Source organism: Micromonospora sp. M61 (assembly GCF_018070245.1).
Lineage (GTDB): Bacteria > Actinomycetota > Actinomycetes > Mycobacteriales > Micromonosporaceae > Micromonospora > Micromonospora zamorensis.
This window is the reverse complement of the sequence record NZ_JAGPYA010000029.1, coordinates 1-24,813: the sequence shown is the minus strand read 5'-3', so window position 1 is coordinate 24,813 and position 24,813 is coordinate 1. Positions and strand designations below refer to the sequence as shown.

Sequence of the window (24,813 nt, the reverse complement as noted above, 5' to 3'; positions counted from 1 at the left end):
CTACGCTGTCCCTGGCGCTCGCCACGAGCGGTTACCGTTCGTGGCGGACGAAAGATTAGCACGACAGTCCCGGCCCTTCCGAACGGGTCGAGAGCAGCCGGCCGAGCGGCGTGTGAGCTGCGCGCGCGCCGGCCGGATACCATCATGTCCTCGGGACCCGAGGAGGAGCCGGTGAGCGTGCTGCAACGCTTCGAGAAGCGTCTGGAAGGCCTGGTCGAAGGGGCCTTTGCCAAGGTCTTCAAAGGGGTGGTCCACCCCGTGGAGATCCTCAACGCCATGCAGCGGGAGGCCGAGGCGCACAAGGCGATCCTGGCCGGTGGGCGCACGTTGGTGCCCAACCGCTACGTGATCGATCTCTCGCCGTTCGACCACAGTCGGCTGGCGCCGTACGCCGCTGCGCTGGCCCAGGAACTGGCCCAGTCGCAGGCGGAGTTCATCGGCGAGCAGGCCTGGACTGTCTACGGCGACGTGATCGTCGAGATCGAGCGAGGCGAGGGCCTGGACACGGGCATGTTCCGTGTCACGGCCGAGGTCTACACCGGCGGCGAGGTCGCCCCAGTGTCGGCACCCGGCTACGACGCCGGCCCGCCCGCCTACCCCGCGTACGACCAGGGCGGTGGCTACGGCCCCCCGCCTGGGCACGGTGGCGGTCGCAACGTGCGGCTGGTCTCCGGCGACGGTCGCACCTACCCCCTCCAGATGGGGTCGACGGTGATCGGTCGCGGCGACCAGGCCAACCTGCGCCTGCCCGACGTCGGCATCTCCCGGCGACACGCCCGGCTGGATTTCGACGGCGGCCAGGTCGTGCTGACCGATCTGGGGTCGACCAACGGCACCATGGTCAACGGGCAGCGGGTCTCCGCCGTCGCTCTGAACCCCGGTGACATGGTCCAGCTCGGCACCACGACGCTGACCTTCCGCGTGGACGGCTGACCCGCCTTGCCGGAACTGGTCATCACGGTTGCCCGGTTCGGGTTCCTGATCCTGCTGTGGATCTTCGTGTTCACGGTGGTCGGCGTGATCCGGCGGGATCTCTTCGCGGGCGCCCGGTCCGGTCGTCTGGTCGCCGCACCACGCGCGGTCGGAGCCTCGACCGGGCAGGGGGCGAAGCCGGCGAAGGTGAAACGGGGCAGGGCGGCGCACCAGATGGTGGTGACGGCCGGGCAACTGGCCGGCACCAGGATCACTCTGGGTGAAGCGCAGATCACCATTGGTCGGGCCGAGGACTCCACCCTGGTCATCACCGACGACTACGCCTCCGCGCGACACGCCCGGCTCGTGCCACGTGACGGGCAGTGGTACGTCGAGGACCTTGGCTCGACTAACGGCACGTACCTCGATCGCGCTAAGGTCACCGGACCAACCCCCGTCCCCCTCGGCGTGCCGATCCGGATCGGCCGCACTTCCCTCGAATTACGGCCATGACTCTGACCCTGCGCTATGCGGCCCACAGCGACCGCGGTCTGATCCGAGACGGCAATCAAGACTCCGTCTACGCCGGGCCGCGGCTACTCGCCGTTGCCGACGGCATGGGCGGTATGGCCGCCGGTGACGTCGCCAGCAACATCGTCATCGGTGCCATGGCGCCGCTCGACGAGGACGTCCCGGGGGACGCCCTCGTCGATGCGTTGCGTTCGGCCGTCGGCACCGCCAACCAACAACTCCGCGACACGGTGGACGCCAACCCGCAGTTGGAGGGGATGGGCACCACACTGACGGCGACCCTCTTCACCGGCAGCAAGCTGGGAATGGTCCACATCGGTGACTCGCGGGCCTACCTGCTGCGCAACGGCGAGTTCGCGCAGATCACCAAGGACGACACCTACGTCCAGATGCTCGTCGACGAAGGCCGGATCAGCGCCGAGGAGGCGAGCAGCCACCCACAGCGGTCGCTGCTCACCAGAGCGCTGGACGGCCGGGACATCGACCCGGAATATTCGGTGCGCCAGGTTCTGCCCGGCGACCGGTACCTGATCTGCTCCGACGGCCTCTCGGGTGTGGTCAGCGCCGAAACCATCGGCGAGACCCTGCGGGAATACGTCGACCCGCAGAAGTGCGTCGAGCGGCTGGTGCAGCTCGCGCTGCGCGGCGGCGGTCCGGACAACATCACGGTGATCATCGCCGACGCGACGGATCAGGACATCGTGGAGGCGACCCCCATCGTCGGCGGCGCCGCCGCCCGCGACCGGGGAATGGCGACCTCCGCGGACGACTCGACCCCGGCCGCACGGGCATCGGCGCTCTCCGCGCCGCGCCCGCCCGCGCCGGAGGAGCCGGCAGCATCGGACGACGAATCGGACCGGCCGAAGCGCCGCCCGGTGCGGACCGCAGCCATGGCCCTGGCCCTGCTGATCATCGTGGGCGGAGCAGCCTTCGGCGGCTGGACGTACACCCAGCGGCAGTACTACGTGGGAGCCACCGACGAGGGCCAGGTCGCCGTCTTCCGTGGCGTCCAGGGTCAGATCGCCGGGATGGACCTCTCCGCCGTGCACCGGCGCAGCGGCACCCGACTGGACGACCTCACGGTCGCCGCGCAGGACACCGTCAAGGTCGGCATCCGGGCCAAGAACGAGCCGGACGCCGAGCGTCAGCTCGCCGAGCTGACCAGCGACACCCCGAGCAACCCCAACCTGAAGCCGCTCTGTCCCCTCGACCCGACCGGCACGGTGGGCGGCACTCCGACGCCCCCGCCGACCGGCACGACGCCGACCCCGAACGGCAGCCCGAGCGCCGATGCGTCGGTGACCCCCAACGGGGTTGCCAGCGCAAGCCCGACCGTCGGTGCCACCGACGCCGTCGGTGCGACCGGCCCGACCACCACACCCGACGTCACGCCCTCCGATTCGGCCACACCGGCGCTCGACCCGGCCGGTTGCCGGTCTCCTGAGTGAGCGTCGGCTGAGATCCAGAGGACTCCACCCGTGACCGTAGCGGCCACACCGGCACCCTCGCCCGCCACTGCGGGCGAGCAGTCCGGCGTACGCCTGGCGCGGTCGCGCCGCAACGCCGAGCTGTCCCTGCTGCTGCTCGCGATGGTGCTGGTGGCCGCGTACGGGGCGACCGTCGAAGCGAACCTGCTGGACACGGTCACCCCGGATTTCTGGATGCCCGCAGCCGCGCTCGGTGCGGTCTTCCTCGGGTTGCACCTGGTCATCCGATTCCTCGCCCCGTTCGCCGACCCGGCCCTGCTGCCGGCGGTGGCCCTGCTCAACGGGCTCGGGGTGGGCTTCCTGCGTCGGATCGACCTCGGCGACGCCCCCGTGCCCGAGCGCGAGAGCCTGGCCATCTTCGCCGGGATCGGGGGGCGGCAGCTCGCGTGGACGCTCGCCTCGGTGATCCTCGCAGCCGGGCTGCTCGCCCTGATGCGCGACCACCGGTCGATCTCCCGGTACGCGTACACCCTGGGGTTGGCCGGCATCGTGCTGGTGATGCTCCCGGCGGTGCTGCCGTCGAGCATCTCCGAGATCAACGGTGCGAAGCTGTGGGTCCGGGTGGGCGGTTTCTCCATCCAGCCGGGTGAGTTCGCCAAGCTGGCGCTGCTGGTGTTCTTCGCCTACTACCTGGTCCGCAAGCGCGAGGTGCTCTCGCTGGCCAGTCGACGCTTCCTCGGCATCGACTTCCCCCGTGGCCGGGACCTCGGCCCGGTGGTCGGCGTCTGGTTGGTCAGCCTCCTCGTCCTGATCTTCGAGAAGGACCTGGGCACCTCGCTGCTCTACTTCGGCATGTTCGTGGTGACGCTCTACATCGCCACCGAACGGGTCAGCTGGCTGCTGATCGGCCTGGTCCTCTTCTTCGGCGGCGCCTATCTCGCCTACGTCCTCGGTTCGACGGTCGGCGGGCCGTTCGCCAACTTCTACGTGCGTGCCGAGATCTGGCTGGACCCGTTCGCCGACCCGACCGACAAGGGCTACCAACTCGTCCAGGGGCTGCTCGCCCTTGGCACGGGCGGGCTCTTCGGTGCGGGGCCGGGCGGCGGCCAGCCGGAGATCCTGCCCGAGGTGCAGAACGACTTCATCTTCGCCGGCCTCGGCGAGGAGCTCGGCCTCTTCGGCCTCTCCGCGCTGCTGGTCGTCTACCTGCTGATCGTGGAGCGAGGGTTGCGTGCCGCGCTCGCGGTCCGGGACTCGTTCGGCAAGCTGCTCGCCGGCGGTCTGGCGTTCACCCTCGGCCTCCAGGTCTTCGTGATCGTCGGTGGGATCAGCAAGCTCATCCCGCTGACCGGTCAGACCACCCCGTTCCTGTCCGCCGGTGGCTCGTCGTTGATGGCCAACTGGTTGCTCATCGCGGTGCTGCTGCGGGTCTCCGACGGAGCCCGCCGGCCGGTGGGCGGGAGCACCAGCAAGGCTGCCCGACCCACCGGTGGCCGGCCCGAGCAGCTGCACGGTGCTCCCACGGAGGTGATCAAGCCGTGAACGCACCACTGCGCCGCGTCGGCGTTGTCGTCATGGTCCTGTTCGGCCTGCTCTTCGCGAACCTCAACTGGGTTCAGTTCCAGAAGGCCGACGAATACCGCACCAGCGACTACAACGGTCGGGTCCAGGTCGCCGACTACAAGAGCAAGCGCGGCAACATCGAGGCTGGTGGCACCGCGCTGGCCACCAGCAAGGAGACCACCGGCAAGCTGAAGTTCCAGCGCACCTACCCGGGCGGCGCGAAGTACGCACACGTGCTCGGCTACAAGCCGGTCAACCTCGCCGAGACCGGCATCGAGCGCGTGGAGAACGACTTCCTGGCCGGCACCAGCGACAATTTGATCGGCGACCGGTTCAAGGACATGTTCACCGGCGACGACACCGGTGGCGGCAACGTGCTGCTCACGCTCTCCAAGCGGGCTCAGGACACGGCGTACGACCAACTGCGCAACAACCAGGTGGGGGCGAAGAAGGGCGCGGTGATCGCCATCGACCCGCGTACCGGCGCCGTTCAGGCGCTGGTCTCCATGCCCAGCTTCGACCCGAACCCGCTGGCCAGCCACGACGGCAGCGAGGCAACTGCGGCGTTCAACAAGCTGGAAAAGGACCCGGACGGCCCGCTGAAGAACCGCGCGCTCTCCGAGACGCTGCCGCCGGGCTCCACCTTCAAGATCGTGGTCGCTGCGGCAGCGCTGGAGAACGGGATCAGCAAGACCACCCAGATCCCGGCCGGATCCACCTGGACCCCGCCCACCTCGGGCAGCCCGATCCGCAACGCCGCTGCGTCGATCTGCCCGGAGCCGAAGGTGACCCTGATGGAGGCGGTCACCGAGTCGTGCAACACCGGTTTCGCCCAGCTCGGTGTGCGGCTCGGTGCCGAGACCCTCAAGGAGAAGGCCCGGCAGTTCGGCTTCGAGCAGGAGGACCTCACCGTCGGTCAGCTCGGCGAGGGGGGCCTGCGCACGGAGGCCAGCCGGACCGGGGACATGCAGAACCCCGACGGCAGCACCGACCCGGCCGCGCTGGCCCAGTCCTCGATCGGCCAGAACAACGTCCGGATGACCCCGCTCGAAGGCGCCATGATCGCCGGTGCGGTCGCCAACAACGGCAGCCAGATGCGGCCGTACCTGGTGCGGCAGTTGCTCGCTCCGGACCGGACCACCAGCTACTACACCGCCAGCGCCCGTGAGCTGCGCCAGCCGGTCGACGCGCAGGTCGCTACCGACCTGCGCGAGATGATGGTCAGCGTGGTCCAGAAGGGCACCGGCGAAAAGGCCGCGATCAACGGCTACACGGTCGGTGGCAAGACCGGCACCGCGCAGTCCGCTCCGGACCGGCCCGACCACGGTTGGTTCATCGGCTTCGCGCTGGACAAGAACGGCACTCCGGTCTCCGCGGTCTGCGTGATGTTGGAGCAGGCCGGCTCCGGCGGCAGCGCCGAGGCGGCCCGGATCGCCGGGCAGGTCATGAAGGCCGCCATCGCCGACCCCGGGGGTCGCTGATGCTGAGCCCCGGCGTTCAGCTCGGCAACCGCTACCGTCTCGACGAGCGGATCGCCAGCGGCGGCATGGGCGACGTCTGGCGCGGCACCGACCAGGTGCTCGGCCGGACGGTCGCGGTCAAGAGCCTGCTGCCCGCGCTGCTCGACGACCCGGACTTCGCCGAGCGGTTCCGCGGTGAGGCTCGCACCATGGCCACCATCAACCATCCGGGCGTTGTCGACGTCTACGACTTCGGCAACGACCAGCAGATCGCGTTCCTGGTCATGGAGTACGTCGAGGGCGACGCCCTGTCGTCCACGCTGAGCCGGGTCGGCCGGCTCACCCCGGCCCGGACGATGGCCCTCGTCGCGCAGGCCGCGGACGCGTTGCACGCGGCGCACGAGAAGGGCATCGTGCACCGCGACGTGAAGCCGGGCAACCTGCTGGTCCGACCGAACGGCACGCTGGTGCTGACCGACTTCGGCATCGCCCGCTCCGACATGGTCGGCCAGCTCACCGCCGCCGGTTCGGTGCTCGGCACCGCCTCGTACATCTCGCCTGAGCAGGCCACCGGCGGCGTGGCGACCCCGGCATCCGATGTGTACGCGCTCGGCGTTGTCGCCTACCAGTGCCTGGCCGGTCGGCGCCCGTTCGAGGGTGACAACCCGCTCGACATCGCGATGCAGCACGTGCGGGAGAAGCCCCGGCCGTTGCCCGCGGACATCCCGCCGCAGGTGCGCCAGGTGGTGGAACGGGCGCTGGCCAAGGACCCGGCCGCCCGGTGGCCGAGCGCCGCCGCACTCGCCGGGGTCGCCCGCCAGCTCAAGGTCACGCTCTCCCAGCAGGCCAGGGCCGGCGGCAACTCGGGGCCGGTCTCCGTGGCGCCGGCATCGCCCGCCGCGCCTGGCCGCGCCCAGGTGCCGCAGGCACACCAGATGCGCCCGCCAGGCGCCCGCCCACCGGCCGCCGGGCCGAGGCCGACAGCGGTCGCGCCAGCCCAGCAGCAGCCGCGCCCCACCGCCGTCGCGCCGGCAGTCCAGCCCGCCCGGCCGCCGATGGCACCGAACGGGTATCCGCGCGGCGCCGCCTCGGTGCCGTCGGCACCGCCCCGCCAGGAACACTCACCGGCGTACGTCCGGCAGGCCGGCCCGTCGGTGCCGTCGCCCGGTCCCCGCCGGTCCCGGCCCGGGATGGTCCTTCTGGCCATCCTGCTGGCCGTGCTGGTCCTACTCTGCTCCGGCGTGATTTCCTACAACCTGCGGAAGCAGTCGCAGGCCGGTGAACACGCCGGGATGACTCCACGTGCCGTTACGTCCGGCGCGCTACGACTCGACGGGCGCGACGATCCGACCCGAACGTCGTACCGTCGGGAGGTACGACTCCAGCCGGGCAACGGCGGGACGACGACGAGCGAAGGACGACAGACGCGATGACAGCGCAGGCCCGCCTGCTCGGTGGCAGGTACCAGGTCGGCGAGCTGCTCGGCTACGGCGGCATGGCCGAGGTGCACCGCGGTCGCGACCTCCGGCTCGGTCGGGACGTCGCGATCAAGATGCTCCGTACCGACCTGGCCCGGGACGCGACGTTCCAGATGCGATTCCGTCGTGAGGCGCAGAACGCCGCCTCGCTCAACCACCCGGCGATCGTGGCGGTCTACGACACCGGTGAGGAGACCGCGCCGACCGGCGAGACACTGCCGTTCATCGTGATGGAGTTCGTCAACGGGCGGACCTTGAAGGAGGTCCTCGGCGCCGAGGGGCGGTTGCAGCCGCGCCGGGCGTTGGAGATCTGCGCCGACATGTGCGCGGCCCTGGAGTTCAGCCACCGGCACGGCATCATCCACCGCGACATCAAGCCGGGCAACGTGATGCTCACCCAGACCGGCCAGGTCAAGGTGATGGACTTCGGCATCGCCCGCGCGCTCGCCAGCGGTGCGACCACCATGACGCAGACCAGCGCGGTGATCGGCACGGCGCAGTACCTGTCCCCGGAGCAGGCGCGCGGCGAGGCCGTCGACGCCCGCTCCGACGTGTACGCGGCCGGCTGTGTGCTCTTCGAGCTGGTCTGCGGGCACCCGCCGTTCGTCGGGGACAGCCCGGTCAGCGTCGCCTACCAGCACGTACGGGAGACGCCGCCGACGCCGAGCGACATCAACCCGGATGTCACCCCGGCGATCGACGCGATCGTCCTGAAGGCGCTGTCGAAGAACCCGCTCAACCGCTACCAGAGCGCTGGCGAGATGCGGGCCGACCTGCTCCGTGCCGCCGCCGGCCGGCCCGTGCTGGCCACCCCGGTCATGACCGAGGCGGAGACGGTGGCGATGGCGCCGGCCGCGGGCCGGGGCGGCTACCCGGCTCCCGCCGGTGGGCCGCAGACCGGGCAGCTGGCCCGGGTGGGCGATCCGCGCCAACGCAAGGCGTCCTCCTGGCTGATCGCGACGTTCAGCGCGGTCGGCGTGCTGGCGGTGATCGCCCTGGTCGCGGCCCTGCTCTGGACCCAGCAGCAGGACAAGGCCAACAAGTCGGTGCCCGCCCTCACCGGCAAGAGCCAGGCCGTCGCGATCGCCGAGATCCGCAACGCCGGGCTCTCCCCGAAGGTGGGTGACCCGGTGCTGGCAAGCGACTGCACCAAGGGCAACGTCGTCAACCAGGATCCGGCACCAGCCAGCCGACTGAAGCAGAGCGAAACTGTCACCATTCAGGTCTGTGGCGGCGTTCCCGAGGTGCGCGTTCCGGCCGGGCTCAAGGGCAGCAAGCGGGAGAGCGCCATCGCCCGGCTCACCGAGGCGAAGCTCAAGTACGACATCAAGACGGTGGACGACGAGGCCAGCCAGGACGAGGTTCTCAAAGTCGACCCGCCCGAGGGCGAGAGCGTCCCGGAAAACACGAAGATCACGCTCACCGTCTCGAACGGCAAGGTCCGTGAGGTGCCGGACGTCGTGGGGCTGAGCCAGGAGGAGGCCACCCGGGTCCTCCGGAACGACGGCTTCACGGTCGTCGTGCAGAACGGGCCGGAGGTGCCCGCTGCCGAGGCGGGAAAGGTCACCGACCAGAGCCCGAACGGCAGGGAGAAGAAGCCGACCGGCACGAGGGTGACCATCAAGGTGAGTCAGCCGGAGCCGGAGACCGACCCGACGCCCACCGTGACGCCGACGGTCACGCCGACGGCCACGCCGACCACTCCCGGCAACGGGGGCGGCATCGGTCTGCCGTTCCCGCCCCCGCCGACCCGGCTCCCCGAGGACTAGCCCGACGCCCTCGGGCTCGGCCATCGGTATGACGGACGTCGAAGCCTCCGGGCCGGTGAGCGGCCGGTTTCGTCGCCTCCGCCGGGTGGTCATCCTGGGCATCGCCGTGCTGATCCTCGTCAGCCTTCCGTGGCTGTGGACGACCTTCGCCGCGCGTGGCCACGTGCACGACGAGGCCGACGCGCCGTCCGCCGACGTGGTGATCGTCCTCGGCACCGCGGTGTCGGCCGATCGGCAGCGGCCAGGTGATCGGCTCGCCGGTCGCCTGGATACCGCCGCAGCACTGGTGACCAGCGGACGGGCCACTGTCGTCCTCGTCTCGGGCGACGGCGGCGGCACATCGGGTGACGAGCCGGCCGTGATGACGTCGTACCTCACCGAGCGGGGTGTCGACCCGCGACGCGTCGTGGCCGACCCGTTCGGTCTGGACACCTACGACAGTTGCGCCCGCGCGCGTGAGGTGTACGGCGTCGAGCGGGCCCTGATCGTGACCCAGTCCTACCACCTGTCTCGGGCGGTGACGCTGTGCCGCCATCTTGGCCTCGATGTCGACGGGGTGGTCGCCCGGTGCGACGGTTGCGGCCCGGCCCTGCTGGCCGAGAAGTCGGTCCGTGACTACTTCGCCAGTGGCAAGGCGGCGTGGGACGCGCTTCGGGGACGCGCTCCGGCGGTCCGCTCGCCCGCTGACCCGGCGGTCCAGAACGCGCTACGGAGCTGATCCGGGCTCGGGTGGCGGAGCCTCAGCTGGTGGCGAATGCGGCCAGTCGGCGGGCGTCGACCTCGGCGGCGAGCGCGGGTGCCCGCTCCAGCGCCTCCGGGTGACCGCAACCGGCCAGCCAGTTGGCCAGCATCAGGTGGCCACCCTCGGTGAGCACCGACTCCGGGTGGAACTGGACGCCCTCGATGGGCAGCGTGCGGTGCCGCATCGCCATCACCACGCCGGAGCCGGTCCAGCCGGTCACCTCCAGCTCGTCGGGGAGCGTCTCGGGGAGCACGGCGAGTGAGTGGTACCGGGTGGCGGTGAACGGGTCGGGCAGGCCGGCGAGGACACCCACCGAGTTGTGCCGGACCTCGGAGGTCTTGCCGTGCAGCAGCTCGGGGGCGCGGGTCACGGTCGCCCCGAACGCCTCACCGATCGCCTGGTGGCCGAGGCAGACGCCGAAGATCGGCAGCTCGCCCGCGTACTCCCGGATGACGTCCAGGCAGATGCCGGCGCGGTCGGGGCTGCCCGGCCCCGGTGAGAGCAGAACGCCGTCCGCGCCGACCCTGCCCACCTCCGCGACGTCGATCTCGTCGTTGCGGCGGACCTCACAGTCCACGCCGAGCTGGCCGAGGTATTGCACGAGGTTGAAGACGAACGAGTCGTAGTTGTCGATCACCAGAACCCGCATGGTCACCTGCTCGGGGAGGACGGAACGGGATTGTTCTGGTCGGTGTCGTACGGCAGCTCGTGCTCGTCGCCGGCCGGCGTGTCCCCGGTCACCGGGGCGTTGTCGCCCGACTCCGCAGGAACGCCGGACTCGACCTGCACGTCGTCGAAGGGCAGCAGGGGCTCGGCCCAAGGGAAGGCGACATACCAGAGCAGGGCCACTGTGGCGGCCACCAGGAGCACCGAGCCGGTCAGCTTTCCGACCAGGCCGAAGGGCAGCTTGCGCCAGATGAACGCGTACATCGGATCAGCCTCCCAGCTCCGCCGGGCGGCCCGCTGACTTGGGTTGGGTGCGGTCCAGTTCGGCGTGGATGATCAGGCGCTGGTAGTTGTCGAACTTCGGGTTGCACGTGGTCAGGGTGAGCATCCGCTTGGTCGGCTTCTTGTCCGGATCGCCGGGCACCGGTGCCACCACTTCCACCTGTGTCGGTCGGACGATCCGCGACTGCGACACCCGGTAGACGTACCAGTCGGTCTTGCTCTCGACGACGATCGCGTCGCCGTCGTCGAGCTCGTCCAGTCGCCAGAAGGTGGCCCGGTTGCGGTGGCCGGCGACGGAGAAGTTGCCCACCTGGCCGGGTAGAGCACTGGCCGGGTAGTGGCCCGGGGCGTAGCGGATGTCCTGTTGGGTGACGCCCTCGACCACGACCCAGTTCTTGTCGAGCTTGGGGATGTAGAGGCCCGCGAGCGGCTTGCCGCGTACCGGTGGCGACGGTTTGACGCTCGGGCCGACCGACGGAGCCACTGTCGGGTCGTCGGTCGGGCCCCACTCCTGCGCGAGTTGGCTGTTGAGGTCGTTCTGGTGGGCGTCAACGATGGCCGACTTGCCCCAGACCTCGTAGCCGGCGAAGAGCAGCACGACGAGGCCGAAGGTGATCAGGACCTCGCCGGTGACGCGGATGCCAGTGCGGATCCGGGAGCCCAGCGACGGCCGGGTCAGCTCGGAGTAGACGCTCTTGTAGCCCTCGCCGGTCTGGTGTGGCCGGAGTTGGATGACCCGTTCGCCGCGCCGGGGTCGAGGAGGCTCGGCGGGGTTGTCGCCGCCACCGGTCTGATCGTCGGGGACCGAGGCGCGGGGCACGGCACCCATCAGCGCCGTCGAGTCCATGGCAGGCGGCCGGGCTGCGGGGGTGGCGGGCACGGTCGGAATCAACGCCGTGGCACCAGGGTCGACGGCGCGATCCGGCCCGGCCGGCGGGACTCGACCCGGCCCGGCCGGAGGGACTCGATCCGGCCCGGCCGGCGGGACTCGACCCGGCCCGGCCGGCGGGACTCGATCCGGCCCAGCCGGCGGGACACGGCCCGGGCCGGCCGGGAAGAAGTTGTCCTGCCCGGCTGCCGACACGCGGTCGGGGGCGGCCGGTGAGATCGGCGCGGCCGGGGAGCCGGTGGGGCGTGCGGGTCGGGCGGGGACCTGGGGTATGAACGCGGTCGGCGAGTCGGCAACCGGCGGGGTAGAGGGGCCGGACGGGGCAGGCCGGCCCGGCGTGCCCGAGGTCGGGTGGGTCGGCATCCCGCCGGCAGCGCCCGGGCTGGCCGGGACCGCACCCGGCCGGTCGCCGGTCGCCGGTGGCGGAGTCGAGGCGGCTCCGGCCGGTCGCGTGGACGAGGCACTGGGCCAGGAGGGTCGGGTCGGGACGTTGCCGGGGGCAGCGGGTCGAACGGGGCCCTGGTTGATCGGGGTCGGCGGTGGGCCGGGGGGCGCCGAAGGGGGCAGGCCGGCTGCACCGTGCGGGCTCGGCCTGTGCGCCGTGTTGCCCGGCCAGGGCGGAGGCGCTTCGACACCTGGGCGACCCGGGGCCGGGTCGGGTCGGCTGGCGCCCGGTCGTCCCGGATGGTCGACACGTCCGGGATTCTCGGTGCGGCCAGGCGGGGGCACAGCAGGCCGGTCGTCCCGAGGAGGCTCGGCGGCGCGCAGCGGCTCCGGGGTGCGGGGAGGCTCTGGAATGCGGGGAGGTTCGGTGACGCGGGGAGGCTCGGTGGCGCGGGGAGCCTCGGGGTTGGTCAGCGGGCGCGGCGCAGCGGGTCTGCTCGGCAGCACCGGCTCGGGCCAGTTGCCGGTCGGGGTCGGCCGGGGTGCCGGCTCGGGACGGTCGACCTTGGGAAGGAAATCGGTCGGCTCGTCGGTCTGATTCCGGTGTCGCCCGTCGCGACGCTCGTCCGGCCCACTCATTTGGGCACCGTAGCCGAGCGCAGGGCGGTTGAGTCCTCAAATGCCGGGACCCGCACCGTGGAGGCCGTTTCCTTGTAACCGAGCTGGTAGTCGTCGACCGCGTCCTTGAACAACCGGACTCCCTCAGAGCTGGCGAGGGCCTGCTGGAGGGCAGCGGGATCGCCGATCGCCACGATCTTGAACGGTGGGGAGTACACCCGGCCATGGAGCAGCAGGGTGTTACCGACGCAGCGTACCGCGCTGGTCGCGAGCACGCGGACATTCATGATTGACATGGCCTCCGCTCCGCCGGCCCAGAGCGCGTTGACCACCGCCTGCACGTCAGACTGGTGCACCACCAGGTCGTCGTTGCTGGCGTCCGACTGGGTCTGGTCGAGCTGCGGCGCGTCGTTCAGCTCCACTGTCACCCCGGGGCCGGCGAGGGCGGTGAACCCGGCGGCCTGGAGGCTGCCCTGGGCGCGATTCTGCTGACTCTTGATCGGGGTGTCCGAGCCGGCGAGCGTGTTGGTGCGTTGCTCGACCTCGCCGCGTAGCGTGGCGGCCCGTCGCTCGCTCGCCGCCACCTGCTCGCGCCGCTCCTCGATGAGCTGGTTGAGCTGGGGTCGCCGGTCCTCGCGCAGGGCGGTGCCGTCGGCTGTGGTCGCGGAAGTGGTGAAGAGCAGCCCCGCCGCGGCGGCGATCAGGGGCACCCCGATCGACCAGCCCGGACGCCGTTGACGCGGTCGCCGGGGCAGCAGCCCGGCGGCGGCCCGGCGCAGGACCTTCTGCCAGGAGGTTGCGCCGGATGTGTACTCCACCGAGCGTTCCTTCCGCGTATCAGGGATCGGTCCGCTCCGGCCGGGCCGGTGATGCGAACAGTCCCGCCTCTTTCGGTCACTCCGTGCACCGGCCTGACCCCATTCGTGGTCCGGGCGGGCAATCGGGACTACGCTAGCTCTCGAACATTATTGGCCATGGACCGTCGCCCCGGCGCCCGGTTGTCAGGCCGGACGAGGTCGTCACCCCTCTGGAGAGCGCCGTGCCCAAGTCTCAGGTCCGTAAGAAGAAGGTGTACACCCCGCCGACGGACGTCCGTCCGACGACGACGGCGTCGTCGCGCAAGCCTAGCCCGGTGTGGTTGCCGGTCACCGCGGTCGCCTTGATCGTCGCCGGGATCGGCTGGCTGGTCGTCTACTACCTGTCTGAGCAGGAGTACCCGGTCATGGCGTGGGGTTACTGGAACCTTGCGGTCGGCTTCGGCGCGATGGTCGCCTCGCTGGCGCTGCTCTCCCGCTGGCGCTGAGCCGGCTCGGCGTCGCCGCACCGGCGGTTTCGCATCACCTCATCGAGCCCCTGCCCGGCAAGATCGGGTGGGGCACCCTATGGTGTCCGCAGGCAGCGTGGCCTACTGCGAGATGACTCACGTTACTGCTGGGTAACCTTCGCGTAGGCTGCACTGCATGACCGAGCGCAGCGAGGTCATCAGGTAGCAGACCGGGGAGGCCAACTCGATGGGCAGCGTCCAGATCGTCACCACGATCCTCGCGGCCGCCATCACCGCTGTGGCGGTGTGGCTTGCGGTGCGTGCGGTCCTGAAGATGACGGCAGTCATCCGGCTCGGTCAGCCCGCGCCGGAGCGGTTCACGGACAAGGGCGCCCGCACGAAGACGATGCTGGTGGAGACCGCCGGCCACACGCGGATGCTCAAGTGGGGCGTGGTGGGTGCCGCCCACTGGTTCGTGATGGTCGGTTTCATCGTGCTGTCGCTGCTGGTGCTCGAGGCGTACTTCGAGGTGGTCACTCCGACCGGCGGGCTGCCGATCATCGGGCACTGGACGATCTTCGGCCTGGCCACCGAGGTCATCACCGTGCTGGGCCTGGTCGGCATCCTGGTGCTGATGGCGATCCGGCTGCGCAACCGGCCGAACCGGCCGGGCGGTCGCTCCCGGTTCACCGGCTCGACGATGTGGCAGGGCTACTTCGTCGAGTGGATCGTGCTGCTGGTCCTGATCTTCGGCTTGCTGATCCGCGGTTTCAAGGTCGCCACCGACCACTTCGAGTACCCGTTCTGGGCCACTCCGGTCAGCCACGCCGTCGGCGCGGTGCTGCCCGACTGGCAGGACGGTACGAGCGTCGCCGCTGTCATCAAGATCATTATCTCGATGACCTGGCTGATCGTCATCTCGCTGAACGTCACCATGGGTGTCGCCTGGCACCGTTTCCTGGCGTTCCCCAACATCTTCTTCAAGCGCGAGCCGGCCCGGCCGGCCGGCTCCGGCCTCGGGGCGCTGCGCCCGATGACGAGCCAGGGCAAGCCGCTCGACTTCGAGGAGGCCGACCCCGAGAAGGACCAGTTCGGCGTCGCCCACGTCGAGCAGTTCAGCTGGAAGGGTCTGCTGGACTTCAGCACCTGTACCGAGTGCGGTCGCTGCCAGTCGCAGTGCCCGGCCTGGAACACCGGCAAGCCCCTGTCGCCCAAGCTGCTCGTGCTGAGCCTGCGCGACCACGCCTACGCCAAGGCGCCCTACCTGCTGGCCGGTGGCGGCAAGGACCTGACCGGCGAGGAGAAGGCCACCCAGGCGCAGCTCGCGCACCTGGACGTGCTGGCCCTGGCCGAGGCCGACAAGCCGTTGATCGGCACCGCCGAGGAGGGCGGTGTCATCGATCCGGACGTCCTCTGGTCCTGCACCACCTGCGGCGCCTGCGTCGAGCAGTGCCCGGTGGACATCGAGCACATCGACCACATCGTCGACATGCGCCGTTACCAGGTGCTGATCGAGTCGAGCTTCCCCTCCGAGGCCGGCGTGATGCTGCGCAACCTGGAGAACAAGGGCAACCCGTGGGGCGCCCCGCAGAACACCCGCGAGGACTGGACCAAGGGCCTGGACTTCGAGGTGCCCCGGGTCGGCGAGGTGGACGACTTCGAGTACCTGTTCTGGGTCGGCTGCGCCGGCGCGTTCGAGGACCGGGCCAAGAAGACCACCCGGGCCGTGGCCACCCTGCTCAACGAGGCGGGGGTGAAGTTCGCGATCCTGGGCGAGGGCGAGACCTGCTCCGGTGACCCGGCACGGCGGATCGGCAACGAGTTCGTCTTCCAGATGCTCGCCCAGCAGAACGTCGAGACGCTGAACGAGGCGTTCGAGGGTCGGGAGAAGGCCAAGCGCAAGATCGTGGCGACCTGCCCGCACTGCTTCAACACCCTGGGCAACGAGTACGGCCAGCTCGGCGGCGAGTTCGAGGTGGTCCACCACACCCAGTTGCTGGCCCACCTGGTGTCCACCGGCAAGCTCACCCCGGTGCAGCCGGTCGACGGTGGGGTCACCTACCACGACCCCTGCTACCTGGGCCGGCACAACCGGGTCTTCGCGGCCCCCCGCGAGGTGCTCGGGGACGCCATCGAGGGCGACCTCACCGAGATGCCGCGCAACAGCGAGCGTTCCTTCTGCTGCGGCGCCGGCGGTGCCCGGATGTGGATGGAAGAGAAGATCGGCAAGCGGATCAACGTGGACCGGGTCGAGGAGGCCATGGCCACCGGCGCGAAGACGGTCGCCGTCGGCTGCCCGTTCTGCTCGACGATGCTCAACGACGGCGTCAACGGCAAGGGCGCCGGCGAGCAGGTCGAGGTGATCGACGTGGCGAGCGTGCTGCTCCGCTCGGTCAAGCCGGAGCAGCCGCAGGGCGGCAAGGAGACGGCGCCGGTCGGCTGAGGCGCGTACATCTGGGATCTGAACATCGACGGCGGCGGCCCCCGAGGGGCCGCCGTCGTCGTGCAAGAATCTCGCCGAGGTGAGGCGACATCGACGGCCTACTCTTGACGACGCTGCTGCCCCTGGTCGGGTTCGTTGCCCTGACCGCGGGCAACGCGTTCTTCGTCGCGGCCGAGTTCGCCCTGGTCACGGTCGACCGCGCGGAGATCGACCGGCGGGCCGCCGCGGGCGACCAGGCCGCCCTGACGGTACGCGCTGCGCTGCGTGAACTCTCCTTCCAGCTCTCCGGCGCGCAGCTCGGCATCACCATCACCGCGCTGCTCACCGGCTACCTGGCCGAACCGGCCCTGGCCCGGCTCTTCACCCCGCTGCTGCGCCCGCTGGTGGGGGAGAACACCGGGCGCTACACCCCGTTCCTCGCGTTGGCCCTGGCGACGCTGATCTCCATGCTCTTCGGTGAGTTGGTGCCGAAGAACGCGGCGCTGGCCCGACCCATGCCGGCGGCGCTGGCCACGGCCGGGCCGATGCACACCTTCTCCCGGACGTTCGGCTGGCTGATCCGGGGGCTGAACGGCTCGGCGAACCGACTGGTCCGGGCGCTCGGTGTCGAGCCGCAGGAGGAGCTGGCCAGCGCCCGCTCACCGGAGGAGCTGGGCCTGCTGGCGGCCATCTCGGCCCGGGCCGGTGCGTTGCCGACGGACACCGCCATGCTGCTGCGCCGCACGATCCGGTTCGGCGACAAGCGGGCCGCCGAGGCGATGACCCCCCGGGTGGACGTGGTCGCGCTGCGCGTCACGGCCACCGTGGCCGAGCTGCTTGAGGAGTCCAGGCGGACCGGACGGACCCGCTTCCCGGTGTACGAGGAGACGCTGGACCTGGTGACCGGCGTGGCCGGGGTGCCCGACGCGCTGGGCGTGCCGCTGGCCGAGCGTGCGTCGACCATGGTCGGGTCGGTGGCCCGCGAGCCGGTGTACGTGCCGGAGAGCCTCGACCTGGACGGCGTCCTGGCCGCGTTGAAGGCGGCAGGCGCCGATCTGGCCATCGTGGTCGACGAGTACGGCGGGACGGACGGCGTGGTGACGATCGAGGACCTCGTCGAGGAGTTGGTCGGGGAGATCGCCGACGAGTTCGACCCGGCCAGCGTGGACGACGCTGACGCGGGCGAACTGACCGTGCCCGGCGGTGAGCGCACCGTGCTGGTCGACGGGGTGCTCCGCTCCGACGAGGTGGCCGAGCAGACCGGCTTCCGGCTGCCCGAGGGCCCGTACGAGACGTTGGCCGGGTTCCTGATGGCTCGGCTCGGGCACATCCCGCTGGCCGGCGAGACGGTCGAGGCGGACGGCTGGGAGTTCACAGTGGTGGAGGTGGAGCGGCACCGGATCGAGCAGGTCCGGGTGTTGCGCCCGGCGGAGCCGGACGACGATGACTGAGCTGTTGGTGACAGTGCTGCTGCTGCTCGGCAACGGGTTCTTCGTGGGCAGTGAGTTCGCGCTCATCGCGTCCCGCCGGACGGTGATCGAGCCGCTGGCCGCCGGATCGAAGCGGGCCCGCTGGGCGTTGTCGGCGATGAACCAGATCCCGCTGATGATCGCGGGCGCGCAGCTCGGCATCACGGTCTGCTCGCTGGGTCTGGGCGCGATCGCCGAGCCGGCGCTGGCCCACCTGCTGGAGCCTCCGTTCCACGCGGCCGGGCTGCCCGAGCGGGCGGTGCACCCGGTGGCGTTCGTGCTGGCACTGGGCGTGGTGGTCTTCCTGCACACCGTCGTCGGCGAGATGGTGCCGAAGAACATCACGCTGGCCGGTCCGGAGGTCTCGGCACTGTGGCTCGGCCCGGCGATGCTGGCGTTCTGTGTGGCCACCAAGCCGCTGCTGCTCGCGATGAAGTGGGCGGCCCGCCGCGTCCTCGCGTTCTGGCGCATCGAGGCGTCCGAGGCGGTGAAGACGGTGTTCACCGCCGAGGAACTGGCCGGGCTCGTCTCCCAGGCGCGTACGGAGGGTCTGCTCGACGAGGAGCAGCACGCCCGGATCACCGGCGCCCTGGCCCTGCACAGCCGCACGGCGGCGGACGCGCTACAGCCGTGGTCGACGGTGGTGACGGTGGCCGAGGACGTCTCACCGGCGTCGCTGGAGGTGTTGGCGACCCGGACCGGCCGGTCCCGGTTCCCGGTGGTGCAGCGGTCGACCCGTCGGGTGCTCGGCTTCGTGCACGTCAAGGACGTGCTCGGGTACGCCGGGCAGGGTCGCCGGTCGCCGGTGCCCGCCCGGGTCTACCGACCGCTGGCGGTGGTGCCGCCGGAGCGTACGCTGGCCGATCTGCTGCTGGCCATGCGCCGCGAGCGGCGGCACATGGTGCTGGTCAGCGACGGCCGGCGCCCTCTCGGCGTGGTCACACTCGACGATGTATTGACCGCAATCGTTGGCTAATCGGCGAATACCCTTGGTGTGCAAGCGGTTGCACGACAGTGATGGTTACTGCGCTCACCTTGATAACCGCTCCGAGCTTCCCTAATGTGAGGCACCGACCGCTGTGGGTCGTCTGCCTCGGCCCTTCCCTCACGCGAGGCGCCCGGCGGTCGGTTGCAAAGGAGTCGATGCCGGTGGCAACCATGCCCCCTCATCGTCACGGCCTGAACACGTCTGCTCGGCCAGGTGGCCTGCGCCGCGGCGTCCACCGTCTGCTCGTCCTGGTCGCCGCCGCCGCAGTCGGCGCCGGTCTGCTCGCCGCACCGGCTCACGCCGATCCGACGGTCGACGAGATCGAGGCGCAGATCGACAAGAAGTGGGAGCAGCTGGAGCCCACCATCGAGCAGTACAACAAGGTCCGGGCGCAGCTGAAGGTCAATCGACAGAAGTCGGCGGGCCTGCAGAAGAAGATCGAGCCGCTGGCGCTCCAGAGCGAGCTGGCGCTCAACCGGGTCGGCGACCTCGCCTCCCGCTACTACATCTCCGGACCGTCGCACGACATCGGCTCGCTGCTGGTCAGCGTCAAGCCGGACACGCTCGCCGAGCAGCTCACCGTGCTCGATCGGCTGGCCGCGCAGGAGCGCAAGGAGGTCGAGGGCGTGCTGGCCGTGCGGGCCAAGTACGACGGCGAGAAGCAGAAGCTGGACGAGCTGATCGTCACCCAGACCAAGCAGCAGAACGACCTGGCGGCCAAGAAGAAGCAGATCGACGCCGAGATCAAGCAGCTCGAGGCGTCGATGCCCAAGACCACGGTAAAGACCGCGGCCTGCCCGACCATCAACGGAGTGGTCAGCGAGGCCGCCCGCACCGCGATCAAGACCGCCTGCGGCAAGGTCGGCAAGCCGTACGTCTGGGGTGCCACCGGCCCGAACTCGTTCGACTGCTCGGGGCTGACCCAGTACGCCTACAAGGCGGCCGGGATCTCCCTGACCCACCACACCGGTGACCAGTGGAACGAGGGCAAGGCGGTTGCGCGAGCTGATGCTCGCCCCGGTGACCTGGTCTTCTTCTTCTCCGGGCTGAGTCACGTCGGGCTCTATCTGGGTAACAACCAGATGGTGCACGCGCCACGTGCCGGCAAACCGGTGCAGGTGTCCAGCATCAACACCATGCCGGTCGCCGGGTTCCGCAGACCTGGCTGATCCAGATCACGCACTGACGGCCCCCGGTCACCGACCGGGGGCCGTCGTTGTTCGTCAGCGGGGCGCGCCCACCGGGGAGGGCAGCAACTGCACGTCAGCGAGATCGACGTACATGATGCGGTGGCCGAACTGGATCTGCGCGTAGCGGTTCTTGCCGCGGATCACCGTCCAGTCGCCCGGCGACGAGCCGTCGAACGTGCTGGCCCGGTAGTACTCGCCGGCCAGCACCGCGCCGACTGCGTACCGCTGTCCGGCGGCCAGGGTGTACTGCAACGGCGAGATCGTCTGGTAGGGCACCCCGTCCGGGTACGCCGCCTGCTCCGGGTACGCCCTTCCGTACACGGGGATGGTCGTCCGACCGGGCTTCGGCGTGGCCACGACGCCGACGGTCCAACTGGCGGTCGGCGCGGACGCCGGGTTGTGGAACCAGGCCCGCTGCCCGAGGTACCAGATGGCGGTCCAGTCGCCCTGCCGTCCGGCGAGCGCGTACGTCTGCCCGGCTGATGCCCGGGCCCCGTGGTCCGACACGGCCATCGTGTTCGGGGTGCCGTCCGGTCGGAGCGCGATGTCGTTGACCAGCGGCGCGTTCTCGGACGGTGCGCTCCGCAGCACCACCGACGAGGAGCCGCGCGGCGCGCACGGGACGCCCACGGTGACGCATCCGGTGAACGCCGGCTGGTTGGTGGCGTAGTCCGGGTCGATCCGGACCAGCCCGGTGGCCGGGGTGCCGGTGTCCAGCCGAGGTGCGTGCAGCAGGTCGAAGTAGTGCGTCCAGTCCCAGTACGGGCCCGGGTCCCAATGCATCCCCCGCACGGTCGAGGCGACGGTGCCGGGCACGTTGTCGTGGCCGATGATGTGCTGGCGGTCCAGCGGGATGCCCAACCGCAGCGCCAGGTGCCGCACCAGTTTCGCCGAGGTCCGGTACATCGCCTCCGTGTACCAGGTGCCCTGCGCGGCGAAGCCCTCGTGTTCGAGACCGATCGACTTGGCGTTGACGTACCAGTTGCCCGCGTGCCAGCCGACGTCCTTGGTCTTGACGTGCTGGGCGATGTGCCCGTCGACCGAGCGCAGCGAGTAGTGCCAGCTCACGTACGTCGGGTCCTGGACGAGTTTCAGGGTCGTCGCCCAGCTCGCCTCGGTGTCGTGGATGACGATGTACTCGATCTTCTGCCGGGCGGGCCGGTCGGAGAGGTCGTGGTTGCCGTAGTCCCCGTCGCCGAACGCCTCGTAGGGTGCCGGGATCCACTCGCAGGAGATGGTGCGCGGGCACTCCAGCCCGTCCGGGCGGGCCAACCGGCGCAGGCCCAGCCGGTCCAACCAGGAGCGCTCGGGCTGAACCGCGCGCGCCGGCAGGGTGATCCGCTGGCCGTCGTCGGTCATCCGGGACTCGCCCGCGGCGATGGTGGTGAAGACCTCGTCGGCGAAGGCCGCGGCGGCGTCGGCGCTGTCCGCACCGGCGTAGCGGGCCACCGCCCCGTACCAGGCCGCCGGGTCGGTGTCCGCTCCGACCGGCGCACCCAACTCCCGCTGGTACGCGCTGAGCAACGCGGCCCCACCCCGGATGTTGACCGCCGCGTCGGTGCGCAGCGCCTCGGGGGTGGCACCGGTCAGTGCGGCCGCCGCGTCCACGGTCTGCAACGCGGCGGCGGTCGGTGCGGGGGCCTCGACGGGTCGGGGCGCGGGCACCCGGGAGGGCCGGGAGTCGTCACCGCGTGGGTCCTCGGCGCCGGCGTCGTGGTGGCCGCGCCCGGGTAGAGCGGCAACGTGGCGGGCATCGGTCAGGTGCATCGGGCCGTAGCCGCCGCTCGTGCTCGGTGTGCCGGCGTTGCTGTCCCAGCGGGACTCCAGATAGGAGACGCCGAGCAGCACGCCCGTCGGCACGCCGTACTCGGTCGCCGCGGCGGCGTACTGCTGCTGGCGATCGGCGGTGGGTGCGGCGTTGGCGGCCGTGGAGAGTGGCACCGCGCTCGCGGCGGCGACGACGGTCGTGGCGAGCAGCGCGCGCCAGCCGGCCGACACGGTTGGATGGTGCATCGAACCCCCTAGATTCTCGCGGGTAGAGGTCAGGTCACCATCGCGCCGCTGGAGAGTCCGCGTCAATACCTTTCCATCTATCTACTTGTTCAGAAAGAATTCTTCACACACGGTCGGTGACCCCCACCCAATCGGTACGGAGTGTCACGGCCGTACGGGTTGCGGATCGGTAACGGGCGTCTCTACTCTGGTCATTTGTCGGCCCGACAGCAGCTCCGCCCATCCCGGGCGGTAACGGACCGACACCGCCGAGTCGTTTCCGAGCGAACCGGGGACCCACGTCCCTCGGGGTGAATCCGCAGCCACTGCGGTAGGGCGCCGACTTCCCGCCCGAACCCGTCAGCTAACCCGGTAGGCGGTCAGGAAGAAGGAGTACGGAACCCCGGTGGCACTCCATGCCCCGCGGCCGTCGTCCGAGCGGTCGGCATTCGCCGTCCCGACGCCGATCGTGCCGCGCCCACGCTGGTCCCGCTTCACCACCGCTCTCGCCGCACTGGTCGGCGTCGCCGTCGTCCTGACGGGCAGCGCCACGGCCGCCCACGCCGACCCGTCCGTCGCCGAGATCGAGCGCCAGATCGACGCGGACTGGAACACACTCGAACCGATCATCGAACGGCACAACGCCACCCGGGCCGACCTCGCCGTCAAGCGCAAGCAGGCGGACGCGCTGGCCGCCCGCATCGCCCCGCTCGAGCGGCAGGTCGACGCCGCGATGGACAAGGTCAGCGCGCTGGCCGTGCGCGCGTACAAGGGCGAGACCGTCTCGACCGTCAACGCGATGCTCGGCAGCCGGTCACCCAGCGAGGTGGTCAGCCAGCTCGAAATGCTCGACCGGTTCGCGCACAACCAGCAGCAGGACGTACGCGAGGTCGCCGACCTGCGCGACGAGCTGGCCGCGCAGAAGGCGCCGCTGGACGAGATGGTGGCCCAGCTGGCCCGCACCGAGGCCCAGTTGGCGGCCAAGAAGAAGCAGATCAACGAGGAGATCGACCGGCTGCAGAAGCTGCGCCTCAAGGTGTACGGCAACGGGGGCGGCGGTCCGCTGCGTCCGGCGCCCTGCCCCGGCAGCTATCCCGGCGGCGCTGCGGGCACGGCGGTCAAGTTCGCCTGCGCGCAGATCGGCAAGCCCTACGTGTGGGGTGCCGAGGGCCCGAACTCGTACGACTGCTCCGGGCTGATGCTGGCCGCATGGGCGAAGGCCGGGGTGTCGTTGCCGCACAACGCCGCCCAGCAGAGCCGCGTCACCAAGGACGTCAGCAAGGCCGACCTGCGCCCCGGCGACCTGGTCTTCTACTACAGCGACATCCACCACGTCGGCATGTACGTCGGCAACGGCTGGGTCGTGCACGCCTCGCAGGCCGGCCAACCGGTCAAGATGAAGAAGGTCGGCGACGGCCCGATCCACAGCTACGGCCGCCCAGGCTGATCCTGGGTGACCAGGAGGGCCCGTCGCGATCGGTCGCGGCGGGCCCTCGTCGTCTGACCGTGGTGCCTCAGCCCGTCAGCGGGTGGGCCAGGTGCGCCAGTGCTGCCAGGCGCGGCTGGGCGTCGGACCCCGCTGGCCCTGGTAGCGCGAGCCGTAGACCGCCGAGCCGTACGGGTGCTCGGCCGGCGAGGAGAGCCGGAAGATGCAGAGCTGCCCGATCTTCATGCCCGGCCAGAGGGTGATCGGCAGGTTCGCCACGTTGGAGAGCTCCAGCGTCACGTGACCGGAGAACCCCGGGTCGATGAAGCCGGCGGTGGAGTGCGTGAGCAGCCCGAGCCGGCCCAGGGAGCTCTTACCCTCCAGTCGGCCGGCGAGCTGGTCGCCCAGCGAGATGACCTCCAGCGTCGAGGCCAGCACGAACTCGCCCGGGTGCAGCACGAACGGCTCCCCGTCGGGCACCTCGACCGAAGAGGTCAGGTCGTCCTGCTGCATCGCCGGATCGATGTGCGTGTAGAGGTGGTTGTTGAAGACCCGGAACAGCCGGTCGAGTCGGACGTCGATGCTGGAGGGTTGGACCAGGGTGGGCTCGAACGGCTCCAGGCCCAGCGTGCCGGCCTTGATCTCGGAGACCAGGTCGCGGTCGGAGAGCAGCATCGGACCACCATAGCTGCGTTGCCGAAAGTGCCAGGATTCGGTGCCGATGACCAGCGAGTCGAGGTCGCTGCTCGTACATTTGTTCGATAGAATGCCCACATGGCTTCCTGGTCCGAATTCGCCGCCGACGAGCCCCGACTCGCCGACGGGATCCGCGTTCTCCTCCAGCAGTACGGGCCAGGCTTCGGCTACCTGGCCACGGTCCGCGCCGACGGCGGGCCCCGGGTCCATCCGGTCTCCCCGGTCATCACCGACGAGGGCTTGTTCTGCTTCATCGTCGACTCTCCGAAGCGCCGCGATCTCGAACGCGACGGCCGTTACGCGCTGCACTCGTTCCCGCCGGAGGAGAGCGACGACGAGGCGTACGTGGCGGGTCGCGCCCGTCCGGTGACCGATCCGCTCCGGGTCGCACGGTTGGCGCAGGGCGCCCGGGCGGAGCCGCAGGTCGACTGGCGGTTGTTCGAGTTCACCGTCGACGTGGCGATGTTGGCCCGCCGGGAGCAGCACGGCCTCGGTGTCGCCGTCGGCGGGCCGGAGGTGCAGGTGTGGCTCGACCCACTGGCCCCGGCCGCACCTTCAGCCGTACCGCAGGCTCGCCCGGCCCGCCGCAGCCGCAACGTCCAGTGTTCGGCCGCCTGACCTGGTCCTGGGGAGAAAGCGACCGGT

Annotated in this window: 21 protein-coding genes and 1 riboswitch; of the genes, 15 read left to right on the top strand and 6 right to left on the bottom strand. The window is 70.6% G+C overall.

The annotated features are described in order from the left end of the window. Positions 1–144 precede the first annotated feature (144 nt). Genes KBX34_RS18150 through KBX34_RS18115 form a run of 8 tightly spaced genes read left to right on the top strand, consistent with a single transcriptional unit; the run spans position 145 to position 9,858 of the window. Positions 145–933, top strand: coding sequence for a DUF3662 and FHA domain-containing protein (locus tag KBX34_RS18150; RefSeq protein ID WP_007454122.1), 789 nt, complete (start codon positions 145–147; stop codon positions 931–933). A 6-nt stretch (positions 934–939) separates the two neighbouring features. After that, positions 940–1,425 (top strand): FHA domain-containing protein, encoded by a 486-nt coding sequence (locus tag KBX34_RS18145; protein WP_088950851.1) that lies wholly within the window; start codon positions 940–942, stop codon positions 1,423–1,425. Next, positions 1,422–2,891 (top strand): PP2C family serine/threonine-protein phosphatase, encoded by a 1,470-nt coding sequence (locus KBX34_RS18140; RefSeq protein WP_210925973.1) that lies wholly within the window; start codon positions 1,422–1,424, stop codon positions 2,889–2,891. Before KBX34_RS18145 ends, KBX34_RS18140 begins: the two co-directional genes overlap by 4 nt. Positions 2,892–2,921: 30 nt before the next feature. After that, positions 2,922–4,412, top strand: a complete 1,491-nt coding sequence (locus tag KBX34_RS18135; RefSeq protein WP_088950853.1) for an FtsW/RodA/SpoVE family cell cycle protein — start codon at positions 2,922–2,924, stop codon at positions 4,410–4,412. Next, positions 4,409–5,914, top strand: coding sequence for a penicillin-binding protein 2 (locus KBX34_RS18130; protein ID WP_210925972.1), 1,506 nt, complete (start codon positions 4,409–4,411; stop codon positions 5,912–5,914). Before KBX34_RS18135 ends, KBX34_RS18130 begins: the two co-directional genes overlap by 4 nt. Then, a complete protein-coding gene (locus KBX34_RS18125) occupies positions 5,914–7,326 on the top strand; it encodes a serine/threonine-protein kinase (RefSeq protein ID WP_210925971.1) in 1,413 nt (470 codons plus the stop codon). The genes KBX34_RS18130 and KBX34_RS18125 overlap by 1 nt, the downstream gene beginning before the upstream one ends. After that, on the top strand, positions 7,323–9,140 hold the full coding sequence (pknB, locus tag KBX34_RS18120; protein WP_210925969.1) for a Stk1 family PASTA domain-containing Ser/Thr kinase: 1,818 nt from the start codon (positions 7,323–7,325) through the stop codon (positions 9,138–9,140). The genes KBX34_RS18125 and pknB overlap by 4 nt, the downstream gene beginning before the upstream one ends. Positions 9,141–9,168: 28 nt before the next feature. After that, positions 9,169–9,858, top strand: coding sequence for a vancomycin high temperature exclusion protein (locus tag KBX34_RS18115; protein ID WP_210925967.1), 690 nt, complete (start codon positions 9,169–9,171; stop codon positions 9,856–9,858). A 22-nt stretch (positions 9,859–9,880) separates the two neighbouring features. Here KBX34_RS18115 and KBX34_RS18110 read toward each other — a convergent pair whose 3' ends face one another. The 4 genes from KBX34_RS18110 to KBX34_RS18095 all read right to left on the bottom strand — a co-directional run bounded on the left by KBX34_RS18110 (position 9,881) and on the right by KBX34_RS18095 (position 13,539). Continuing rightward, complete coding sequence (locus KBX34_RS18110; RefSeq protein WP_210925966.1) at positions 9,881–10,531, bottom strand: aminodeoxychorismate/anthranilate synthase component II; 651 nt, start codon at positions 10,529–10,531, stop codon at positions 9,881–9,883. A 2-nt stretch (positions 10,532–10,533) separates the two neighbouring features. Next, complete coding sequence (locus KBX34_RS18105) at positions 10,534–10,812, bottom strand: hypothetical protein (RefSeq protein ID WP_088950858.1); 279 nt, start codon at positions 10,810–10,812, stop codon at positions 10,534–10,536. Between the two features lie 4 nt (positions 10,813–10,816). Beyond that, on the bottom strand, positions 10,817–11,710 hold the full coding sequence (locus tag KBX34_RS34445) for a class E sortase (RefSeq protein WP_308159410.1): 894 nt from the start codon (positions 11,708–11,710) through the stop codon (positions 10,817–10,819). A 1,028-nt stretch (positions 11,711–12,738) separates the two neighbouring features. Continuing rightward, entirely contained in the window at positions 12,739–13,539 is an 801-nt protein-coding gene (locus KBX34_RS18095) for a DUF881 domain-containing protein (protein WP_210791869.1), read from the bottom strand. Positions 13,540–13,760: 221 nt separating this feature from the next. Here KBX34_RS18095 and KBX34_RS18090 point away from each other — a divergent pair, with 221 nt between their 5' ends. The 5 genes from KBX34_RS18090 (at position 13,761) to KBX34_RS18070 (ending at position 20,033) form a co-directional block, all read left to right on the top strand. Next, positions 13,761–14,024: a cell division protein CrgA gene (locus KBX34_RS18090; RefSeq protein ID WP_088950861.1), complete on the top strand. Its 264-nt coding sequence runs from the start codon at positions 13,761–13,763 to the stop codon at positions 14,022–14,024. Between the two features lie 208 nt (positions 14,025–14,232). Beyond that, positions 14,233–16,428 (top strand): (Fe-S)-binding protein, encoded by a 2,196-nt coding sequence (locus KBX34_RS18085; protein ID WP_210925964.1) that lies wholly within the window; start codon positions 14,233–14,235, stop codon positions 16,426–16,428. Between the two features lie 104 nt (positions 16,429–16,532). After that, on the top strand, positions 16,533–17,858 hold the full coding sequence (locus tag KBX34_RS18080; RefSeq protein WP_231927178.1) for a hemolysin family protein: 1,326 nt from the start codon (positions 16,533–16,535) through the stop codon (positions 17,856–17,858). Beyond that, a complete protein-coding gene (locus tag KBX34_RS18075; RefSeq protein ID WP_088950863.1) occupies positions 17,851–18,852 on the top strand; it encodes a hemolysin family protein in 1,002 nt (333 codons plus the stop codon). Before KBX34_RS18080 ends, KBX34_RS18075 begins: the two co-directional genes overlap by 8 nt. A gap of 167 nt (positions 18,853–19,019) precedes the next feature. Beyond that, on the top strand, positions 19,020–20,033 hold the full coding sequence (locus KBX34_RS18070; protein ID WP_099849580.1) for a C40 family peptidase: 1,014 nt from the start codon (positions 19,020–19,022) through the stop codon (positions 20,031–20,033). 54 nt (positions 20,034–20,087) lie between these two features. Here KBX34_RS18070 and KBX34_RS18065 read toward each other — a convergent pair whose 3' ends face one another. Beyond that, on the bottom strand, positions 20,088–22,052 hold the full coding sequence (locus KBX34_RS18065) for a peptidoglycan recognition family protein (protein WP_307871424.1): 1,965 nt from the start codon (positions 22,050–22,052) through the stop codon (positions 20,088–20,090). A gap of 251 nt (positions 22,053–22,303) precedes the next feature. Then, positions 22,304–22,439: riboswitch (cyclic di-AMP (ydaO/yuaA leader) on the top strand. 13 nt (positions 22,440–22,452) lie between these two features. Between KBX34_RS18065 and KBX34_RS34280 the strand changes: the two genes are divergently transcribed. Continuing rightward, complete coding sequence (locus KBX34_RS34280; RefSeq protein ID WP_210925960.1) at positions 22,453–23,493, top strand: NlpC/P60 family protein; 1,041 nt, start codon at positions 22,453–22,455, stop codon at positions 23,491–23,493. A gap of 75 nt (positions 23,494–23,568) precedes the next feature. Here KBX34_RS34280 and dcd read toward each other — a convergent pair whose 3' ends face one another. Continuing rightward, complete coding sequence (gene dcd / locus KBX34_RS18055; protein WP_099856866.1) at positions 23,569–24,147, bottom strand: dCTP deaminase; 579 nt, start codon at positions 24,145–24,147, stop codon at positions 23,569–23,571. Between the two features lie 99 nt (positions 24,148–24,246). On the opposite strand from dcd, the gene KBX34_RS18050 reads away from it, so the two are divergent. After that, complete coding sequence (locus KBX34_RS18050) at positions 24,247–24,786, top strand: pyridoxamine 5'-phosphate oxidase family protein (protein ID WP_088950868.1); 540 nt, start codon at positions 24,247–24,249, stop codon at positions 24,784–24,786. Positions 24,787–24,813 lie beyond the last annotated feature (27 nt).

Coding starts and splice junctions, on each gene's coding strand:
- KBX34_RS18150 (WP_007454122.1), top strand. CDS start 145: ATGTCCTCGGGACCCGAGGAGGAGCCGGTGAGCGTGCTGCAACGCTTC.
- KBX34_RS18140 (WP_210925973.1), top strand. CDS start 1,422: ATGACTCTGACCCTGCGCTATGCGGCCCACAGCGACCGCGGTCTGATC.
- KBX34_RS18125 (WP_210925971.1), top strand. CDS start 5,914: ATGCTGAGCCCCGGCGTTCAGCTCGGCAACCGCTACCGTCTCGACGAG.
- pknB (WP_210925969.1), top strand. CDS start 7,323: ATGACAGCGCAGGCCCGCCTGCTCGGTGGCAGGTACCAGGTCGGCGAG.
- KBX34_RS18115 (WP_210925967.1), top strand. CDS start 9,169: ATGACGGACGTCGAAGCCTCCGGGCCGGTGAGCGGCCGGTTTCGTCGC.
- KBX34_RS18110 (WP_210925966.1), bottom strand. CDS start 10,531: ATGCGGGTTCTGGTGATCGACAACTACGACTCGTTCGTCTTCAACCTC.
- KBX34_RS18105 (WP_088950858.1), bottom strand. CDS start 10,812: ATGTACGCGTTCATCTGGCGCAAGCTGCCCTTCGGCCTGGTCGGAAAG.
- KBX34_RS18085 (WP_210925964.1), top strand. CDS start 14,233: ATGGGCAGCGTCCAGATCGTCACCACGATCCTCGCGGCCGCCATCACC.
- KBX34_RS18075 (WP_088950863.1), top strand. CDS start 17,851: ATGACTGAGCTGTTGGTGACAGTGCTGCTGCTGCTCGGCAACGGGTTC.
- KBX34_RS18070 (WP_099849580.1), top strand. CDS start 19,020: ATGCCGGTGGCAACCATGCCCCCTCATCGTCACGGCCTGAACACGTCT.
- dcd (WP_099856866.1), bottom strand. CDS start 24,147: ATGCTGCTCTCCGACCGCGACCTGGTCTCCGAGATCAAGGCCGGCACG.
- KBX34_RS18050 (WP_088950868.1), top strand. CDS start 24,247: ATGGCTTCCTGGTCCGAATTCGCCGCCGACGAGCCCCGACTCGCCGAC.